This is a genomic window from Pseudomonas sp. FP818 (assembly GCF_030687335.1).
Taxonomy (GTDB): Bacteria; Pseudomonadota; Gammaproteobacteria; order Pseudomonadales; family Pseudomonadaceae; genus Aquipseudomonas; species Aquipseudomonas shahriarae.
This window is the reverse complement of sequence record NZ_CP117427.1, coordinates 3849717-3865740: the sequence shown is the minus strand read 5'-3', so window position 1 is coordinate 3865740 and position 16024 is coordinate 3849717. Positions and strand designations below refer to the sequence as shown.

Genomic DNA, 16024 nt, shown 5'->3' with positions numbered 1-16024 from the left:
CCCTGGACAACGCGAGTAACCCGACATGCCGAGTCATATATCAGAATCCCGTATCCACGGGGGCGCTTACTCGTCCCCGGAATTTGCCGCGATCTTCTCTGATGCCAATCAGGTGCAGAAGTGGCTCGATGTTGAAACAGCGCTGGCGGCGACCCAGGCGCAGATGGGCATCATCCCCCATGAAGCTGCGCGGGAAATCGCCCGGGTGGCCAGTGTGGAGCTGCTCGACCTCGACGCACTGGGGCGCGAGAGCATGGAAACCGGGCACATCCTGGTGCCGACCATTCGCGCACTGGAGGCCTTGTGCGCCGATGGGTTGGGTGAATACGTGCATTACGGCGTGACCACCCAGGACATCCTCGACACCGGGCTCATCTTGCAGGTTCGCGATGCCTGGGGCCTGGTCTTGCAGCGTTTGCGGGGGATTCGTGGGCATTTGCTCACGCTCGCCCTGCAGCATAAGCACACGCCGATGGTCGCCAGGACCCACGGGCAGCAAGCGCTGCCCACCACGTTTGGCTACAAGGTCGCGGTGTGGGTCGATGAAATTGATCGACACCTTGAGCGCTTTGATGAGGCGTATGCCCGGGTAATGGTGGGCAACCTGACCGGCGCCGTGGGCACCTTGGCGGCCTTGGGCACACAGGGCCTGGAGGTACAGCGCCGGACCCTGGAAAGCCTTGGCCTGGCGGCACCGTTGAGCAGTTGGCACAGCGCCCGCGACCGGGTGCTGGAGGCGGCCTGGCTGCTGGTCCAGGCCTCGGCGACCTTGGGCCGGGTCGCCAATGAGATCTACCACCTGCAACGCACCGAGATAGATGAAGTGCGTGAAGGCCGCCGGGCAGGGCAGGTGGGGAGCAGCACCATGCCCCACAAGCAAAACCCGTCGACGGTGGATCTGATCAGCGCGCTTTCGCGGCTGGTACGCGCACAAATGCTCGCGCTGACCGATGCGGCGTTCCAGTTGCACGAGCGTGACGGCACCACCTGGCGCATCGAATGGGCGGCCTTGCCGGAGCTGTTCATCTACGCCGGTGCCTTGCTTGCACGGATGGAGGGTGTGCTGCTGGCCGGGTTGGACGTGCGCGAAGCGCGCATGCGCAGCAACCTGGATTTGCTGGACGGGCTGATCCTGTCGGAGCGGGTCATGCTCGCGCTGGCGCCTCGCCTGGGCAAGCAGACGGCCCATCAGTTGGTTCACGAAATAGCTCTGCAAGCCCAAGGCGCGGGTGTTTCTTTTCGCGAAGCCCTGCTCAACGATCAGCGTTTGCACGGCTGTTTCACCCGCCAAGCGCTCGACGACCTGCTTGACCCGACCACCTACACGGGGCTTGCGGCACAGATGGTCGAGTTGGTGGCGAACAAAGCGATACCCCGGTCTTCAAGCGATGGCCTTGAAGCGGTGATGGCAACCCCAGGAAATGTCGGTCAGTCCCAGTACGCGATGGAGGGTATGTGATGGATTCGCAAATGTTGGAAAAGGTAGCCCGTGCATCTTGCACAGCTCGTTCGGAACACCTCGGCCTGGGTCATGACGGCGAGCAGTGCCGGCACGAACACAGCCACATCCTCGACTCGAAAACCCACGGTTCAGGCTATGCCGGCCCGCAGAGCCGCAAGATCTTCTGCAGTCACTGCCGCCTGCAGCGCTGGCTGGATGTGGAAGCTGCGCTGGCCATGGCCCAGGCCGATGTCAATATCATCCCGCTCGAGGCCGCCCTGGAGATCGAAAAAGCCGCCTTGCTGTCGGGCATCAATGTGCGCCAGTTGGCCGAAGGCGTGGCTGCCACCGGTCATTCGCTGATGCCCTTGCTGAGCGCCCTGCAAAAAAACTGCAGCCCGAGTGCCCGTGAATTCGTGCACTACGGCGCCACCACCCAGGACATACAGGACACCGCCCAGTCCATGGAAATGCGCGACGTCCTCGACGCGATGGACCTGGCCCTGGAGACCTTGCTGGGCAAACTGTCGACGCTGGCCGATGCGCACCGTGATTCGCTGATGGTCGCCAGGACCCATTCGATCCCAGCCTTGCCAACCACCTTCGGGCTGAAGGTCGCCGGCTGGATTGATGAACTGCTGCGCCACCGCCAGCGCCTGGCTGAGGCCCGCCAGCGAGTGCTGGTGGTGCAGCTGTTTGGCGGGGTCGGCACGATGGCGGCGTTCGGTCCGGACGCGATGCCCATGCTGGAGCGTTTTGCGCAGCGCTTGTCGCTGCAAGTGCCCCTGACCGGATGGCACGTGTCCCGTGACCGTGTCGCAGAGTTCGTCAGTACCTTGGCCATGGTCACGGCATCGCTGGCCCGTGTGGCCGACGAAATCCGCACGCTCAATCGCTGGGAAATCGGCGAGGTGGAAGTGGGCTGGAGCGATCAACAGATCGGCAGCAGCACCATGCCCCACAAGCGCAACCCCGAGGGCTGCGAGCAGGTCGTGGTCCTGGCGCGGTTGGCCAAGGCCCAGGTCGTGCTCGCGCTGGACGCGATGATCCTCGAGCACGAGCGCGATTACCGTGGCACGCGCCTGGAGTGGTGTGCGGTGGCGGACGTTTCGCACTATGCGCTGATGGCGCTCTCGATCCTGACCGAGACCATCGACGGGCTGACCGTTAACGTCAAGAAGATGGAATGCACCGCCCAGGGCTATGGCGATGCGATCTGCACCGAAGCCGTGGTGTTCGAAATGGCACGCAAGCTCGGCAAGAGCAGCGCCTACCAAATCATCTTCGAAGTGTCCCAGGCGAGCCAGCGCGATCACGTGTCGATCCGCACGGCGATCGAGGCCGATACCCGGGTGGTCGCTGTCATGGATGCAGGCGTCCTGGCGCGGCTGTTCGAGCCCAGAAGCCATCTGGGCATGTCCGAACGCATTGTCGATAACGTGCTGTCCAAACTGACGGACCGCTGACCCTTGCTCAATGAGCAGGCTTGCAAACTTATCAAGGAGAGACAGATGTCTAAGGTTATGGAAGTTGATAAAACCAAGGTTCAGCAGTTTTCCGCGCGGATCATGGAGGATTACGGCAACACACTGCGCGGTGCGATGCTCTACATCGGTGACCAGCTTGGCCTGTTCAAGGCACTGGCCGACGGTGAGGCCGTGACCCTGGAACAGCTGGCGCAGAAGACCGGCTACAACGCACGCTATCTGCGCGAATGGCTGGGCAGCATGGTCACCGGCAGCTATGTGACCTATGACGCGCAAACCCGTAGCTACCAGATGCCCGCTGAATTTGTGCCGGTTCTCGCCGATGAAGACTCGCCCTATTTTGCCGGTGGGATCATTCAGCTGAGTGTGCCGTTCGTGAGCATGGCGCCCAAGGTCATCGAAGCTTTTCGCCACGGTGGTGGTTGCGCCGAAGAGGCGTTTCCGCTGGAAACCTGGAAAGGCATGGAGCGCATGACCATGCCTTGGTACAAGCACTACTTGGTCCAGCACTGGATTCCTTCCCTGGACGGCGTCGAAGAGAAGCTCAAGACCGGCGGCAGTGTCCTGGATTTCGGTTGCGGCGCCGGCCTTGCGGCGATCACCATGGCCAAGGCGTACCCTGAGGCCCGGATTGTCGGCTGCGACTTTCACCTGCCTTCCATCGAGCTGGCACGGGCCAATGCCGAGGCAGCCGGGGTCGGTGACCGGGTGCAATTCGAGGTGAACGATTCGGATGCCTTGCGAGGCCAGCAATTCGACTTCGTGACCACCTTCGTGGTGATCCACGATGCCACCGATCCTCAGCAGATGCTCAAGGACCTGCGCGCCGCGACGGCCGAAGACGGCACCTACCTGATGGTCGAGCTCAACCTGTCCGAAGAGCTTCACGAGAACATGAACCTGTTCGGTCGTGTGATGTATCCGCAGAGCACCCTGTATTGCATGACCTGCTCGCTGTCCCACGGTGGGGCAGGGCTGGGGGCGTTCATGGGCGAGAAGCGCGCACGGCAGATGGCGCAAGCCGCCGGGTTCAGCCACTTCCGCAAGGTACCTTCCGAATGGCCGCCAATGCCGGCCTTGTTTGAACTCAAGCCGTGACCTAGCGTGCCCGGGGCGTGTGCTACACGCTCCCGGGCACGCTCCTGCGACACCTGCGTGATGGACCGCCCAACTCTGTTATCGTGGCGCCCCTCTGAACGCACGGAAGCAATCACCCATGGATTTCTGCAAACCCCTGGCAATCGTCCTCCTGGTGTCGATTGGCAACCCCGCTGTGGCCGCCGAAAACAATAACCCGTTCCAGGGGGCGCTCATGCTCACCTCGGTAGCGCCCTTTGTGATTACCTCGGGAGCTACCGCCGGTACTTCCTACATTCCAGAGCTTTTCAAATCCTCCAAAAGTGACGCGCTGGCGTTCATTGGCTCCGATGGCGAGATCCGGGGTGCACAGTTCGAGCAGGCAAGCAGGTTTTATCGCTCGACCTACACGCCGCCGCTGATGTCTGACGCACAGCTGGCCCTGGCGATCGCGGCCTCATCTATACCGGCACTCTAGTGTTGGTTGTTCACGCTGCTCAACGGAACGTATGATCTGAGCCAGCCCTCCTTAGTTGGGGCTGCGCCGACTCACACCCGTTGAAGGACATGAGCATGCAAAAGCACTTCGGTAATTCAGGCCTGTTCAAGGCTGCTTCGTATCACTGCAACAACTCCCTGGTGAGCGGCATCGCGCGCTGGGAGCTGAAAAACATTGCGCTGAATACGAAGGAGTTTTTGATATGTCCAAAGAACTACTCGGAGTTTTTGCTCTAGGGTTGATGGTGATCGGTGAGTTTTGTGCAATCTACAGCGAGGTAGTCACCGCCAGGCTGGCCCATGCCGGCGACGGTTCATGGCAGGCATTCATCATGCCTGTAGTGCTGATGTGCTTTGCCGGGCTTTGCCTGCTGGGCGCCTATTGGCTGGGGTATGTGGCGGTCGGTGATATCTGGATCGTCACCGTGGTCTCGGTCACGTCCTTGCTGCTACTGGAGCCTGTGGTGGTCTGGGCGCTGTTCCATGAGGCACCTGGGCGCGGCGCATTGATCGGCTTTTGCCTGGGGGCGCTGGGGATGCTGGCTACGGTATTGCTGTAAGGCGTGATGGTCCACCTGTAGGAGCTGTCGAGCCCCAGCGAGGCTGCGATGGCGGCGGTACTGCCAGCATGATGTTGGCTGACCCGCCGCCATCGCAGGCTCGCTGGGGCTCGACAGCTCCTACCGTTGATTTTCGTCACCGCTTACGCCTCGACCCTTGCGCTTGGTAGTGTTCATCAACGGTCAGGCGCCCCAGTCGTACCTAGTGAATGGGGCTGGGATGTCCGGGGTCTTTTCGTGATGTTATATCTGCTCTATCACAACGAATTTAAATGGGAAGCCAACTTTTTTTGCTATCAGTATGTCGCCCTCCACAAATACATTTATTGTTTCATTGCTGGTCGAAATGTCGACAATTTTTCGTGTTGTTTTGTCTGGAAACTGAACAGTGCTTCCGATTTTGAATGACGCTAAGTTTTCTGGAGTGTTGTGCAGGTAAAATCCTGCCCACTTTCTTGCAATGCCTTTTATCCAGTTAGAGTCGGTGACATAAAATGAGATGTCTTCCGAGGCGCACTCAATTTTGTTGGTTGCGGCGGATACCTTGTCTTTAGGGATTGTCGCGAACCAGCCTGCTGGGTATAACGAAACAGATACGTTGCCCTCAGTATCTGCTGGCTGTCGTGAGGCCGAGCAGAGTTGATCTTGGAAAGTTAAAGTTCCAGCGAACTGCATCCTCGCGGCTTCCCCTTCAAACAACCAGGCGACATTGGCTGCATACAGCGCAGTGAAAGAGACCAGCGTTACTGTACCTGCAATGCGAGCCGTCCTACTTGCCCGCAAAGCTGAGCCAGCGAGCACCAGGAGCGAGAAGATAACAATAACGTTCAGCCCCATAAAGTACCGGTCGGGAAATGTACCGGCGTACCCACCTAGAACCTCTGTCAGGCTTTTTCGCATATATACCGTAAAGAATACGTATATGAAATAAGCTATTGCACACATTGATATAAGCGTTTTGACTTCTCTCGATTTTTCCTTTGCCAGTAGTGCCCCGAGTAAAGTGATGGAGCGCTAGGGAGAGGGTTACAACAATGGTGTCGGAGAGTTGGTTGTAAAAAGGAAAGGCCAGCGGGTAGATGAAGGCCCTCGCGAGGCTAACTTCGATTAGGCTTTCGAGTCTGAAACTACCAATAACGCCTTTGGCTGGGGAGGCAGTTATCCTGAAAAAAATCAGTGCGCCAATGACGAGGCAGCCAAATAAGACAGCTCCGTATTTTTTAACGAATTTTTTGAAATCGCGATCAAGCAAAGTGAAAGTGGAGAGCGCGAGAGTCAGTATCAAACACACTGGATTTGTAGCAGCACATAGCAGCAATATCGTATCGATGAGTGGCGTTGCAGCGGCCTTCCTGCTTTTTACGAATATCAGCAAGGTGGTAATGAGGACGAAGTAGTAGCCGATATTGGATATTTTTCCAAATATCTCGCCCGAAGAGTCCCCCAGTGGAATCAGCAGAGTGGCTAGAAAAACAATCCATCGAACGACTTCTGGAATTAGACCCTTGGTTACGTAATAGCAAAGGACACTTACTGACGAGTAAAAAAAATACGACCAAAAAGAAAGTGCTTCAGGGTAACAAACCAGCTTGTCGCCACAGAAAATATCAGAGGCTAATGTCGCCAAATAAATGAACAGTAGGTTTCCCCACACGAAGTAGTCTGTCTTGGCGTTAACTATGGCGTACCACCAGCCTTTACTCATTGCATGTCCCAACCAAACGCCGTCCTCGGTGTAGGTAAAGGAGTTGGTGAGGGGCTCGAGGTTCCTGAGCGTTAGAATCGCTCCTGCAAGAATGAGCATGGCAATCACCCCAAGGACCAACCCCGCCCGGGTGTTGGAAAAGAACTCTCTGTAGCGGACGTGCATTCGCGGCTCCATGTTATAAGCATTTTCCTGTGTTCATTTGAACAGGGTGTCAAAATGACATCGCGCGAGATTCTACTAGCGAATGCTGGTATGTGTCAGGGTGTAAATGGAGATTTGGCGGGGTATTTGTTCAGCTGGGCGCTGAAGCGAGGAACTTTTTGGAAGAAAGTCTGTCGCGGCTGTGCGAAGGGGGAGGCTTTGGAGGCGAGGGGGCAAATCCCAGACAAAGAAAAGCCCGCGATGGGGAGTGCGGGCTTAAAGGTTTTCACTAGGAGCTGGGATCACCTTAGGCGCCCGACTGTGAAAGGGATGTGAAAGCGTTAAGCAATCTGCAGTCGCGCTGATCAGCGCTGTATCGGTAAGCGATAAACCCCCACCGGCCACTGCACCAGGGATTTACCCTTGTTGAACAGGGCTACGCGGTCCATTTGTGGAGTGGGCAGCCACAACGTCCCGTCCTTGTCCAGGAAGGGCGCGTCAACCCAGTGCAGGCGCTTGTCCACGATCAGGGTTTCGATCTGTCCGTCAGGGCGGCGCACGCGCATGGCGTCGTGGGCCAGATCGGAAAAGTACAGGTTGCCCTGTGCATCCATGACCGAACCTCCCGTTGCCGGTATATCGGCAAAGAATTCTACCCGCGCGGCCAGTTGTTCCGGGGGCAGGGCCGGGTTCGCAAGGTCCTGGATCCGCACCTTGAACCACGGGCCTTGCAGCGCGCCATAGTACAGCCAGACGCCGTCAATGCTGACTTCCAGCGGGTCGGCGTTGACGCGCAGGGGTTGGCCGTTGGGGGCCTTGACCACCTGGTTGCTGAGGATCAAGTCCCGGTCGGGCCGGGCGACCACTGAGGCATGCTGGTTCAGCACGCGCCGGGCTTCGCCGGTCTCCAGGTCGACGACAATAATGCCGGCATTTCCCGCATCGGTGAGGAAGGCCTTGCCGGCGCTGAAGCGGACGTCGTCCACGTAGCTGCCGGCCATGGCGATATCCGGCCCGAAGAAGTAGGTGCGAACCACCTGGTTTGTAGGCAGGTCGATACACACCAGCTTTGCGCCTTGGCTGACAGGGTTGCCGCCGAATTCGGGCGATCCGGTATCCACCACCCACAGTTTGTCGCCCTCCAGGCGCAGGGCATTGATATTCACGAAGACGTTGGCAGCATCCCGCCCTGGTGCCCAGCTGTTCCAGGCACCGCTTGGATAGGCAGCGCGCTGGCCATTTTGGTCGATTGCCGTCAGTTGTGGCCCCTGGGTCCCGGTCCAGCGTGGCCCAGAGAGAAACGTGCGGCCGCTGTAGTGCGCTACGGCGTTCCAGATCTGCCCGGAGCTTTGGACCGCGACGTCCAGCTCGGGCTGTTTGACAGTGGCACACCCGGCAAGCAGTGCCAGCATGGCGGCGCCCAGCAGCAAACGGGTCATGAGCGTGCTCCCCCAGCGCGGGCACAGGTATCCCACAACTCGGTGAGGCGTTGATGGAGGGTGTGCATGAACTGGCTGACGGTGGCTTTCGACATGATGATTCTCCTGCATCTGGTGACGTGACCTAACGAGGAGATAGCTTGATTGCTGGCGTTTAACTGAAAAAGCCCAGGTTCGATGCAATCAGTTTCTTCAAAATATTGATAATCCGCGTTCACACAGCCCAATACGCCACGTTCGTTGCGCAATGTTTCCCCGGGTGAGAAGTTGGCCTAATTGTGACCGGTTATCATCTGCTGCCTATGTCATCTCCTTCCGCACGCATCCTGGTCATCGAGGATGACCTCGAGCTGTGCACCTTGCATAAACACGCCGGCAAGCCCTTGTCCAAGCGGCGCAAGCTCGTGGCGATGAACCTGCAGATGCTCAGCCAGGGGCGTTAGGTCCGCCAGGCTGGCACGCCCTTGTCGTCGATCGTCCAGTGCGGCTGCCCCGCTACGATCTGCACGCCACCGACCCAGCGCTCGTGGCTTGCATGATCGGGCCAGTACTCGCTGCCACTCAACACCTGGTGGCCCAGGGGCGTCAGCGCCAGTGTGCGGCCAGGCCAGGGTAGGTGGCTGTCGGACTCAGTCAGCAAAGGAGAGGCCCCGTCGATCAGCGGCCGCATCAGGGCATGGAACATCATGTCGCCGAGGTAGGGCAGGGGTTCACGCTTGGCCATCAGCTCGGCGAACACCCGGGCAAACGGCGTGGGGCCGACTTCTACCAGATACTGCAGGGCCAGGCGCTCGGTCAGCGACAAGCCATCGCGAGCGCCGGGCAACTCCTGCAACTGTCGGCGCAGTGCCGGGGCCAGCAAGGGCAAGGCGGGGAGGGGGTTGCGGGCCAACTGTGCCAGGGCCACGGGCGAGCTGTCGCAATAGGCCGCCCACGCCTGCCGCGCCAATTGGCGCATGGGCTCGTCAACTGGCCGGCGCTGGGGCCACAGCCAGGCCAACACCTGCGGGGCCAATTGCCCGATGCCGATAAAGCGCTGCACGCCGGGAATGCGGTCGACCGCGATCAACTCCAGCCTGGCCGGCGTGTGCTGAAGACCTGCCAGGGCACGGATCAGGAACAGTTGGTCATAGGCATCCGCTTCGCACCACAACACGCTGTGGTCGGCGCTGCCCAGCTCTTCAAGATGGCTGTACTCATCGTCCAGGCGGCGTGCGGCATCTGCCACATCCAGGGTAAACGCCTGGCCGATGAAGCGCGCCCGCATCGCCCGGTAGGCCTCGCCAGGCAAGGTCTGGACCGGGCCCATGCACAGCGGGTCGCTGAGCATCCGAAACCGCCCCTTGAACCCCGCCACGCCGAGGCTGTGGGCAATATCATTGCCGCAGCGCCAATGGGTGGTGCGCGCTTCATCGCTGGCTTCGAAACCGGGGTGGTTGGCGGCGAAATCCACTGCATCCACATGGGCCTTGAGCTTGGGCCAACTGCTGAAACCCAGTTGCCGGGCAATCAGCCATTGGGCATCGGAAAGCGTCGGGTGCGGGTTGGCAAGCAGCGCCAGTTCGGTTGGCGCGGTGCCATGTTTCAGGCGCTGCAACAGTTCCTTGGCGCGCTTGCGCTGCTGCTCAAGGTTGATACGGCCGTCAGTGGCTGATGAGGCGGGGCGTTGCGACATACGATCTCCTTGCACAAACCTTGTCCGCTTTAAGGTTGGGAGTCGTAGTGATGAGGTCTGCAGTCATGTCCTGGGCGCAGCCCTTTCCGCGGAAGGTGGCGTAGATGGCGCCTGGCGCGAATATAGGTAGGGGGAGGGTGGATTGCAAGGTGTTCTGTTTCTGGATGTTGAAATCGGCAACTTCTCCAAGAGCCGAAAAAACACTTGAGGTAGCCTTATTTCCTACAGACAACAAGGAGTCGTCATGCAACGAAAAACCATCAATCCCCCGACAGTCTTCAACTCCCTGCAATACGGTTTCAGCCAGGCCATGGAGGTGCGCGAGGGCCGGCGCATTCTCTTGTCCGGCCAGGTGGGGGTGGATGCAGACGAGCGCACCGTCGGCCCCGGCATCGCCGAGCAGACCGCCACCGCCCTGGACAATATTGAAAAGGTCCTGGCCGCGGCCGAGGGCGATCTGTCCCATGTGATCATGCTGCGCCTGTATATCGTCGAGTCCGCCCGCGATCAGCAGGAGCCTATCGCTGCCGCGCTGCGCGAGCGTTTCCCCGACAATCCGCCGCCGTCGTCATGGATCATCGTCAGCGGCCTGTCGCTGCCCGAGTGGTTGATCGAGATCGAGGCGGAGGCGCTGATCCCGGGGTGATCAATAGCGCATCATCACCGACTTGAGTTCGGTGTAGTCCTCGATAAACGCGCTGCCAAACTCCCGGCCAATCCCCGAGGATTTGTTGCCACCGAACGGCACGGCCGGGTCGAGCAGGGTGTGCATATTCACCCATACCGTGCCGGCGTTGATCGCCGGGACCATGCGCAGCGCCTTGCCCAGGTCGTTGGTCCACAGGCTGGCGCTGAGGCCGCCAGCGGTGTGGTTTATCAACGCCAGCAACTCATCCTCGTCGTCGTAGGGCAGGAACGTGGCGATGGGGCCGAAGGTCTCTTCGGTGAGCAGCGTGTCGTTGATGCTGTTGGCGAGAATGATCGTGGGCTCGACATAGCAACCCGGCCGATCCATTGGCTGGCCGCCATGGATGATTGTGTTGTTTTCGGCGCGGGCGGTGGCAAAAAAACCTTCCAGCTTCAGCTGGTGCTGACGGTGGGTGACCGGGCCGAACTCGGTGCGCTCATCCAGTGGCGAGCCGATATTCAGTCGGCTCAAACGCTGGGCCAGGGCTTGCATGACCGGGTTGATCTGCGAGCGGTGGACGAAGAACCGCTCGGCCGCCGCGCAGATTTGCCCGGAGTGCAGGAACCCGGCTTCGATAATGCCGTTGACGGCGGTTTCCAGCTTCACATCGGGCAGGAACGCCGCGGCGTTTTTGCCACCCAGTTCCAGGGTCGCGCGGGTCAGGCCGGCACCCATGGCCGCGCTGCCCACCGCAAGGCCGGTGGGCACCGAACCGGTGAATGACACCTTGTCGGTGCCGGGGTGTTCGATCAGCCCCTTACCCACCTGGCCGCCGCCGGTCAGCACATTCAGCACGCCAGCGGGCAGGCCGGCTTCCACCGCCAGTTCGGCAATGCGCAGCAGGGTCAGCGGCGTGAACTCGCTGGGCTTGATGATGATGCTGCACCCGGTCACCAGGGCCGAGGCGAGTTTCCAGATGGCGATCATGGTCGAGAAATTCCACGGCACGATGCCTACCACCACGCCCACCGGTTCGCGCAGGGTGAAGGCGGTGTAGCGCTCGCCGGCAAACGAAGGCAGTGACGGGGTGAGGGTCTGGCCGCTGATCTTGGTCGCCCAGCCTGCGTAATAACGCAGGAAATGCGCGGCCTGGTCCACCTCGAACGCCCGGGAAATCTGGATGATCTTGCCCGACTGACAGGTCTCGATCTGTGCCAGCTCCTCACGGTGGCGTTCCAGCAGGTCGGCGAGTTTGAGCAGCACGTTACCGCGCACCGCCGGGGCGGTCTGGGACCATTGTTTAAAGCCGTGCCTGGCGGAGGCCACGGCCAGCTCGATATCACTGGCTTGCGCGTCGGCGACCGTGGCGATGACCTGGCCGGTGGCGGGGTTGATCACTGCCAGGGTCTGGCTGGACTGGCTGGGGACATAGCCGCCGTCGATAAACAGGCCGTGGTCTCGACGCAAGAAGGCTTCGACGGTGGGCAGCAGCGCGATATCGCTCATGGGGAGGTTCCTGATCAAAAGGGAAACCCCGAGGCTAACCAACGCTGCAGGCGACAGCTTGACTGTGCCTGCCGGGGCGTATGTCTGTGGCTGCCATGCCCCTGTGGGAGCGGGCTTGCCCGCGATGGCTGAGTGTCAGTCGATACATTCGGCGGATGAACTACCGCTATCGCGGGCAAGCCCGTTCCTACAGGGGAAGTGCGGTGGCTCAGGCGCAACCCACGGCTTAGAACGGCACCGCCACCACCAACTGGCTATACACGTTGGTGCCGTTGCCACCGACCTGGTTGCCGCCCGTCTCCTGGTCCTTGTCCGGTTGGTACAGGCCAATCAACGGCGTGATGATCAGGTGTTCGTTCACCGCCCATTCGACATACAGGTCCAGCTCGCGGCCATCCAGGTCGAGCATGTTGCGCTTGCTGACAGTCTGGTAGTCGAAGAACAGTGCGCCGAGGGTCAGGTTGTCCAGCGGCTTGACCTTGAGTGCCACGTGCTGCACCGAGGTGTTGCTGTTGTAGGGCCCGGAGTAGTTGCCCGCCACTTCGCCCTGGACCCAGGTACCCAACCCTCGATTGAAGCCAGCGAATAGCGCATCCCAGTTTTTCGAGTAGCGCGCATAGCGGTAGGTCAGGTCCGGCGACCAGGGCAGGTCGGCGAAGGTGTAGCCGGCCTCGGCGTACCAGGCTTTTTCCGGGCCGGGGTCTTTGTCCTGCCAGGCGTATTCAAACGAGAAGTGCGCGTTGTCGATCCCGGCATTCCCGGTGCCGCGCAGGCTGTAGAGGTTCATGCCCTTGCGTTGACGTTGCAGGTCGTTGGCAAACCGCTCGTCCACGTCGATGCCATGCAGGTAGGTCAAGCCCAGGGTGCCTGGCGCTGCGCTGTATTCCAGGGTGCCGATGGCCATTTCGGTCAGGGCCTGGGCGCGGTTGTCGGACTCGATCCACATCAGGCTGCCATGCAGGCCGTCCTTGCCGCCCAGGCGCATCACTGCCGCCTTGTCGAACGCATGCCGCGCCGCGATGTAATAGGCGCCGCCGCGGTCGAACTCACCGTCGGCCACGCCATTGCCCAGGTTCGGGCCATCGTCGTTGATGATAAAGCCGTCGCCCACGGTGATGATCTGGCGCCCGTACGACAGGTCCAGGCCATCCTTGCCCAGGGCCGGCAACAGGTCCCCCGAGCGCCAGCCGGCAAAGGCTTCGTCGAACTTGGTGGTGCGCTCGCTGCCGTCAGTCACGCGGGAGGCATCGCCATCGCCCCAGGTGCCGGAACTCACCAGGTTGGCGGTGCCATACACACTGGCGTTGCTGCCCAGGGTCTGCTCGACGCTCAAGCCGTACTTGATAAAGCCTTCACGCCAGGTCGAACCGCCCTGGCTGCCCTCGTAGTTCTTGCGACTGTTGAACATGCCGTACACGGCCAGGAAGTTGCCGGTGACGGTGGTGTCGTCGTCGGCATACAGTTCGATTGCCTGGGCTGAAGGTTGGCCAATCAACAGCGCCAGACCCAGGCCGACAGCCGGGCGCAGGTGGCGGGTTTTGCGTGTGTGCTCCATTGTTATAGTCCCCCAAGGGTTAAGTTGAGGGCGCATTAGGGCGAGCGTCGGCGGCGCAAGTCTTTCACCTGCGTGCCAGGTAATTGATCCTGGCCGCCAGGCTGCAAACCCTGGCAGGGAGCAACAAAACCGGCGGCAGCCAGGGGCAAGACGATCAGGTTGGGCGGGGCGCACAGTGCAAACACTTCTAAAAAATCCCTTTCGAGGATCTGCACCATGTCGAGCAATGACAGACTTACTGCGCACCTGAACCGGGGCACGGTGGGTTTCCCCACCGCGTTGGCCAGCACCATTGGCCTGATCATGGCCAGCCCGGTGATTCTCACCGCGACCATGGGCTTTGGCATCGGCGGCAGCGCGTTTGCGCTGGCCATGCTGCTGGCCGTGGTGATGATGCTGGCCCAGGCCACGACCTTCGCCGAGGCCGCCTCGATACTGCCCACCACCGGCTCGGTGTACGACTACATCAATTGCGGCATGGGCCGTTTCTTTGCGATCACCGGCACCTTGTCGGCGTATTTGATCGTGCATGTGTTTGCCGGCACCGCCGAGACCATCCTCGCCGGGGTCATGGCGCTGGTGAACTTCGAACACCTCAACACCCTGGCCGAATCCGCCGGTGGCTCGTGGCTGCTGGGTGTCGGTTTTGTGCTGGTGTTCGGCGTGCTCAATGTGTTTGGCGTCAGTGCCTTTGGCCGCGCCGAGATCATCCTCACCTTCGGAATGTGGACCACCTTGATGGTGTTTGGCGTGCTGGGCCTGATCGCCGCGCCGGCAGTGCAGCTGGACGGCTGGTTTGGTGAGTCCCTGGTGGGCACCGACCTGGTGACAGTGCTGTCGTTGGTGGGCATGGCGATGTTTATGTTTGTCGGCTGTGAATTCGTCACCCCGCTGGCGCCGGACTTGCGCCAGTCGGCCAAGGTCATGCCCCGGGCAATGATGCTCGGCCTGATGGGCGTGGCAACGTGCATGTTCATCTATGGCGCAGCGATGAAGCGCCAGGTGGAAAACGTGGTGCTGGACGCGACCAGCGGCGTGCATCTGCTGGACACACCCATGGCCATTCCACGCTTTGCCGAACAGGTGATGGGGCAGATCGGGCCGCTGTGGCTGGGCATTGGCTTTCTGTTTGCCGGCGCCGCCACCATCAACACCCTGATGGCCGGTGTGCCACGCATTCTGTATGGCATGGCGGTGGATGGCGCGTTGCCCAAGGTCTTCACCTACCTGCACCCACGCTTCAAGACTCCGGTGCTGTGCATCCTGGTGGCGATGCTGATTCCGTGCCTGCATGCGCTGTACCTGGGCGGCAACACCGACAACATCATGCACCTGGTGCTGGCGGCGGTGTGTGCGTGGAGTTTCGCCTACCTGTTGGTCACGGTGTCGGTGGTGATCCTGCGCATTCGTCGCCCCGATTTGCCACGGGCTTATCGCTCGCCGTGGTTCCCGCTGCCGCAGTTGCTGTCCAGCGCCGGCATTCTGTTGGGCATGTGGTTTATCACGCCGCCAGGGATGAACCCGGCGGATATCTATGTCCCGTTCGGCGTGATGCTGGGCGGCACTGCGGTGTATGCGCTGTTCTGGACCCTGGTGGTGCAGAAGGTCAATCCATTCACGCCGGCGTCGGTGGAAGACGTGCTGGCCAAGGAGTTTGCCAATGAACCGGGTCACGCTCATCACGGCTATGTCAGCACTGCGGCAAAAGCTGTCTGAACTGTTCAGTGCGCAACGGGCGCCCGCCGGCTATCAGCCTGGGCGCACCCTGGGGCAGTTGCAGCGCAACCTCGGGCTGGCGCGTTTCGAGCAGGTATCGCCGACTTTGGCGCACGCCCTCCTGGACGACGACAGCCTGCACCTGGAGATCCGCGAGCGCACCGAATCGCAGTTGTTGATGCACCTGGTCATGACCGAATTCAGCCTGCGCCTACCCGCCTCGGCAGAGGGCGCGGCACGCTTTGAATTGCACCATGGCGGGGCCATTCGACGAACTGGAATCTGCTGCCGGCAGCGCGCGGGCGAGGGGGCATTGCTGGGGCAATTGCAGGCGCGCTTGCAACAGGACAGCGCCCTGCACGAGGCATTGATGCCCCTGGATTTCAAGCGCCTGCACATCGAGCTGCATGCCCAGCAATGGCACGTACGCCTGGAGCACATGGGCGGCAGCGAGGTGGTCAACCGCATGCCGGCCTTCCGACGCTACATTGCCCTGAGCCGTGAACAGCGGGATGTACTGCTGGCTGCGCTGCTCGGCTTGCAGCGCGTATTGCGCACGCTCTGATTGGCATCATTAGTGCTAACACAATGGT

16 protein-coding genes are annotated in these 16024 nt (G+C 60.7%); 10 read left to right on the top strand and 6 right to left on the bottom strand.

Annotated features, from left to right (window positions below; all coding sequences use genetic code 11):
- The first annotated feature begins 25 nt into the window (after positions 1-25).
- The 6 genes from purB to PSH80_RS17345 all read left to right on the top strand — a co-directional run bounded on the left by purB (position 26) and on the right by PSH80_RS17345 (position 5063).
- On the top strand, positions 26-1459 hold the full coding sequence (purB, locus tag PSH80_RS17370; RefSeq protein WP_057441691.1) for an adenylosuccinate lyase: 1434 nt from the start codon (positions 26-28) through the stop codon (positions 1457-1459).
- Entirely contained in the window at positions 1459-2907 is a 1449-nt protein-coding gene (locus PSH80_RS17365) for an adenylosuccinate lyase family protein (protein WP_216312260.1), read from the top strand. The genes purB and PSH80_RS17365 overlap by 1 nt, the downstream gene beginning before the upstream one ends.
- A gap of 45 nt (positions 2908-2952) precedes the next feature.
- On the top strand, positions 2953-4026 hold the full coding sequence (locus PSH80_RS17360; RefSeq protein WP_057444279.1) for a methyltransferase domain-containing protein: 1074 nt from the start codon (positions 2953-2955) through the stop codon (positions 4024-4026).
- A 118-nt stretch (positions 4027-4144) separates the two neighbouring features.
- On the top strand, positions 4145-4483 hold the full coding sequence (locus tag PSH80_RS17355; RefSeq protein WP_057960135.1) for a DUF2388 domain-containing protein: 339 nt from the start codon (positions 4145-4147) through the stop codon (positions 4481-4483).
- A 95-nt stretch (positions 4484-4578) separates the two neighbouring features.
- Positions 4579-4740, top strand: a complete 162-nt coding sequence (locus PSH80_RS17350; RefSeq protein ID WP_162947739.1) for a hypothetical protein — start codon at positions 4579-4581, stop codon at positions 4738-4740.
- 5 nt (positions 4741-4745) lie between these two features.
- Entirely contained in the window at positions 4746-5063 is a 318-nt protein-coding gene (locus tag PSH80_RS17345) for a hypothetical protein (protein WP_057441684.1), read from the top strand.
- A gap of 243 nt (positions 5064-5306) precedes the next feature.
- Here PSH80_RS17345 and PSH80_RS17340 read toward each other — a convergent pair whose 3' ends face one another.
- From PSH80_RS17340 to PSH80_RS17330, 3 genes are all read right to left on the bottom strand, one after another.
- The gene (locus PSH80_RS17340; protein WP_305417690.1) at positions 5307-5900 is read right to left on the bottom strand and encodes a hypothetical protein; all 594 of its coding nucleotides are present in this window, start codon (positions 5898-5900) and stop codon (positions 5307-5309) included.
- Complete coding sequence (locus tag PSH80_RS17335) at positions 5833-6933, bottom strand: hypothetical protein (RefSeq protein ID WP_305417688.1); 1101 nt, start codon at positions 6931-6933, stop codon at positions 5833-5835. Before PSH80_RS17335 ends, PSH80_RS17340 begins: the two co-directional genes overlap by 68 nt.
- 344 nt (positions 6934-7277) lie before the next feature.
- Positions 7278-8351, bottom strand: a complete 1074-nt coding sequence (locus PSH80_RS17330; RefSeq protein ID WP_200656525.1) for an L-dopachrome tautomerase-related protein — start codon at positions 8349-8351, stop codon at positions 7278-7280.
- 302 nt (positions 8352-8653) lie between these two features.
- Here PSH80_RS17330 and PSH80_RS17325 point away from each other — a divergent pair, with 302 nt between their 5' ends.
- A complete protein-coding gene (locus PSH80_RS17325) occupies positions 8654-8794 on the top strand; it encodes a hypothetical protein (RefSeq protein ID WP_164844833.1) in 141 nt (46 codons plus the stop codon).
- Here the strand turns inward: PSH80_RS17325 and PSH80_RS17320 are convergent.
- A complete protein-coding gene (locus PSH80_RS17320; RefSeq protein ID WP_128593341.1) occupies positions 8791-10026 on the bottom strand; it encodes a DUF1835 domain-containing protein in 1236 nt (411 codons plus the stop codon). The genes PSH80_RS17325 and PSH80_RS17320 overlap by 4 nt on opposite strands.
- A 244-nt stretch (positions 10027-10270) precedes the next feature.
- Between PSH80_RS17320 and PSH80_RS17315 the strand changes: the two genes are divergently transcribed.
- A complete protein-coding gene (locus tag PSH80_RS17315; protein ID WP_057441680.1) occupies positions 10271-10672 on the top strand; it encodes a RidA family protein in 402 nt (133 codons plus the stop codon).
- Here the strand turns inward: PSH80_RS17315 and PSH80_RS17310 are convergent, their stop codons facing one another.
- The gene (locus tag PSH80_RS17310) at positions 10673-12160 is read right to left on the bottom strand and encodes an aldehyde dehydrogenase family protein (protein ID WP_198799556.1); all 1488 of its coding nucleotides are present in this window, start codon (positions 12158-12160) and stop codon (positions 10673-10675) included.
- A gap of 226 nt (positions 12161-12386) precedes the next feature.
- A complete protein-coding gene (locus tag PSH80_RS17305) occupies positions 12387-13715 on the bottom strand; it encodes a hypothetical protein (RefSeq protein WP_057960129.1) in 1329 nt (442 codons plus the stop codon).
- A gap of 216 nt (positions 13716-13931) precedes the next feature.
- On the opposite strand from PSH80_RS17305, the gene PSH80_RS17300 reads away from it, so the two are divergent.
- Together PSH80_RS17300 and PSH80_RS17295 are read left to right on the top strand one after the other, a co-directional pair.
- On the top strand, positions 13932-15431 hold the full coding sequence (locus PSH80_RS17300; protein WP_057441676.1) for an APC family permease: 1500 nt from the start codon (positions 13932-13934) through the stop codon (positions 15429-15431).
- Complete coding sequence (locus tag PSH80_RS17295) at positions 15376-15996, top strand: DUF3156 family protein (RefSeq protein ID WP_057960127.1); 621 nt, start codon at positions 15376-15378, stop codon at positions 15994-15996. The genes PSH80_RS17300 and PSH80_RS17295 overlap by 56 nt, the downstream gene beginning before the upstream one ends.
- The last annotated feature ends 28 nt before the right edge of the window (positions 15997-16024 follow it).

Coding starts and splice junctions, on each gene's coding strand:
- purB (WP_057441691.1), top strand. CDS start 26: ATGCCGAGTCATATATCAGAATCCCGTATCCACGGGGGCGCTTACTCG.
- PSH80_RS17365 (WP_216312260.1), top strand. CDS start 1,459: ATGGATTCGCAAATGTTGGAAAAGGTAGCCCGTGCATCTTGCACAGCT.
- PSH80_RS17360 (WP_057444279.1), top strand. CDS start 2,953: ATGTCTAAGGTTATGGAAGTTGATAAAACCAAGGTTCAGCAGTTTTCC.
- PSH80_RS17355 (WP_057960135.1), top strand. CDS start 4,145: ATGGATTTCTGCAAACCCCTGGCAATCGTCCTCCTGGTGTCGATTGGC.
- PSH80_RS17350 (WP_162947739.1), top strand. CDS start 4,579: ATGCAAAAGCACTTCGGTAATTCAGGCCTGTTCAAGGCTGCTTCGTAT.
- PSH80_RS17345 (WP_057441684.1), top strand. CDS start 4,746: ATGGTGATCGGTGAGTTTTGTGCAATCTACAGCGAGGTAGTCACCGCC.
- PSH80_RS17340 (WP_305417690.1), bottom strand. CDS start 5,900: ATGGGGCTGAACGTTATTGTTATCTTCTCGCTCCTGGTGCTCGCTGGC.
- PSH80_RS17335 (WP_305417688.1), bottom strand. CDS start 6,933: ATGCACGTCCGCTACAGAGAGTTCTTTTCCAACACCCGGGCGGGGTTG.
- PSH80_RS17330 (WP_200656525.1), bottom strand. CDS start 8,351: ATGACCCGTTTGCTGCTGGGCGCCGCCATGCTGGCACTGCTTGCCGGG.
- PSH80_RS17325 (WP_164844833.1), top strand. CDS start 8,654: ATGTCATCTCCTTCCGCACGCATCCTGGTCATCGAGGATGACCTCGAG.
- PSH80_RS17320 (WP_128593341.1), bottom strand. CDS start 10,026: ATGTCGCAACGCCCCGCCTCATCAGCCACTGACGGCCGTATCAACCTT.
- PSH80_RS17315 (WP_057441680.1), top strand. CDS start 10,271: ATGCAACGAAAAACCATCAATCCCCCGACAGTCTTCAACTCCCTGCAA.
- PSH80_RS17310 (WP_198799556.1), bottom strand. CDS start 12,160: ATGAGCGATATCGCGCTGCTGCCCACCGTCGAAGCCTTCTTGCGTCGA.
- PSH80_RS17305 (WP_057960129.1), bottom strand. CDS start 13,715: ATGGAGCACACACGCAAAACCCGCCACCTGCGCCCGGCTGTCGGCCTG.
- PSH80_RS17300 (WP_057441676.1), top strand. CDS start 13,932: ATGTCGAGCAATGACAGACTTACTGCGCACCTGAACCGGGGCACGGTG.
- PSH80_RS17295 (WP_057960127.1), top strand. CDS start 15,376: ATGAACCGGGTCACGCTCATCACGGCTATGTCAGCACTGCGGCAAAAG.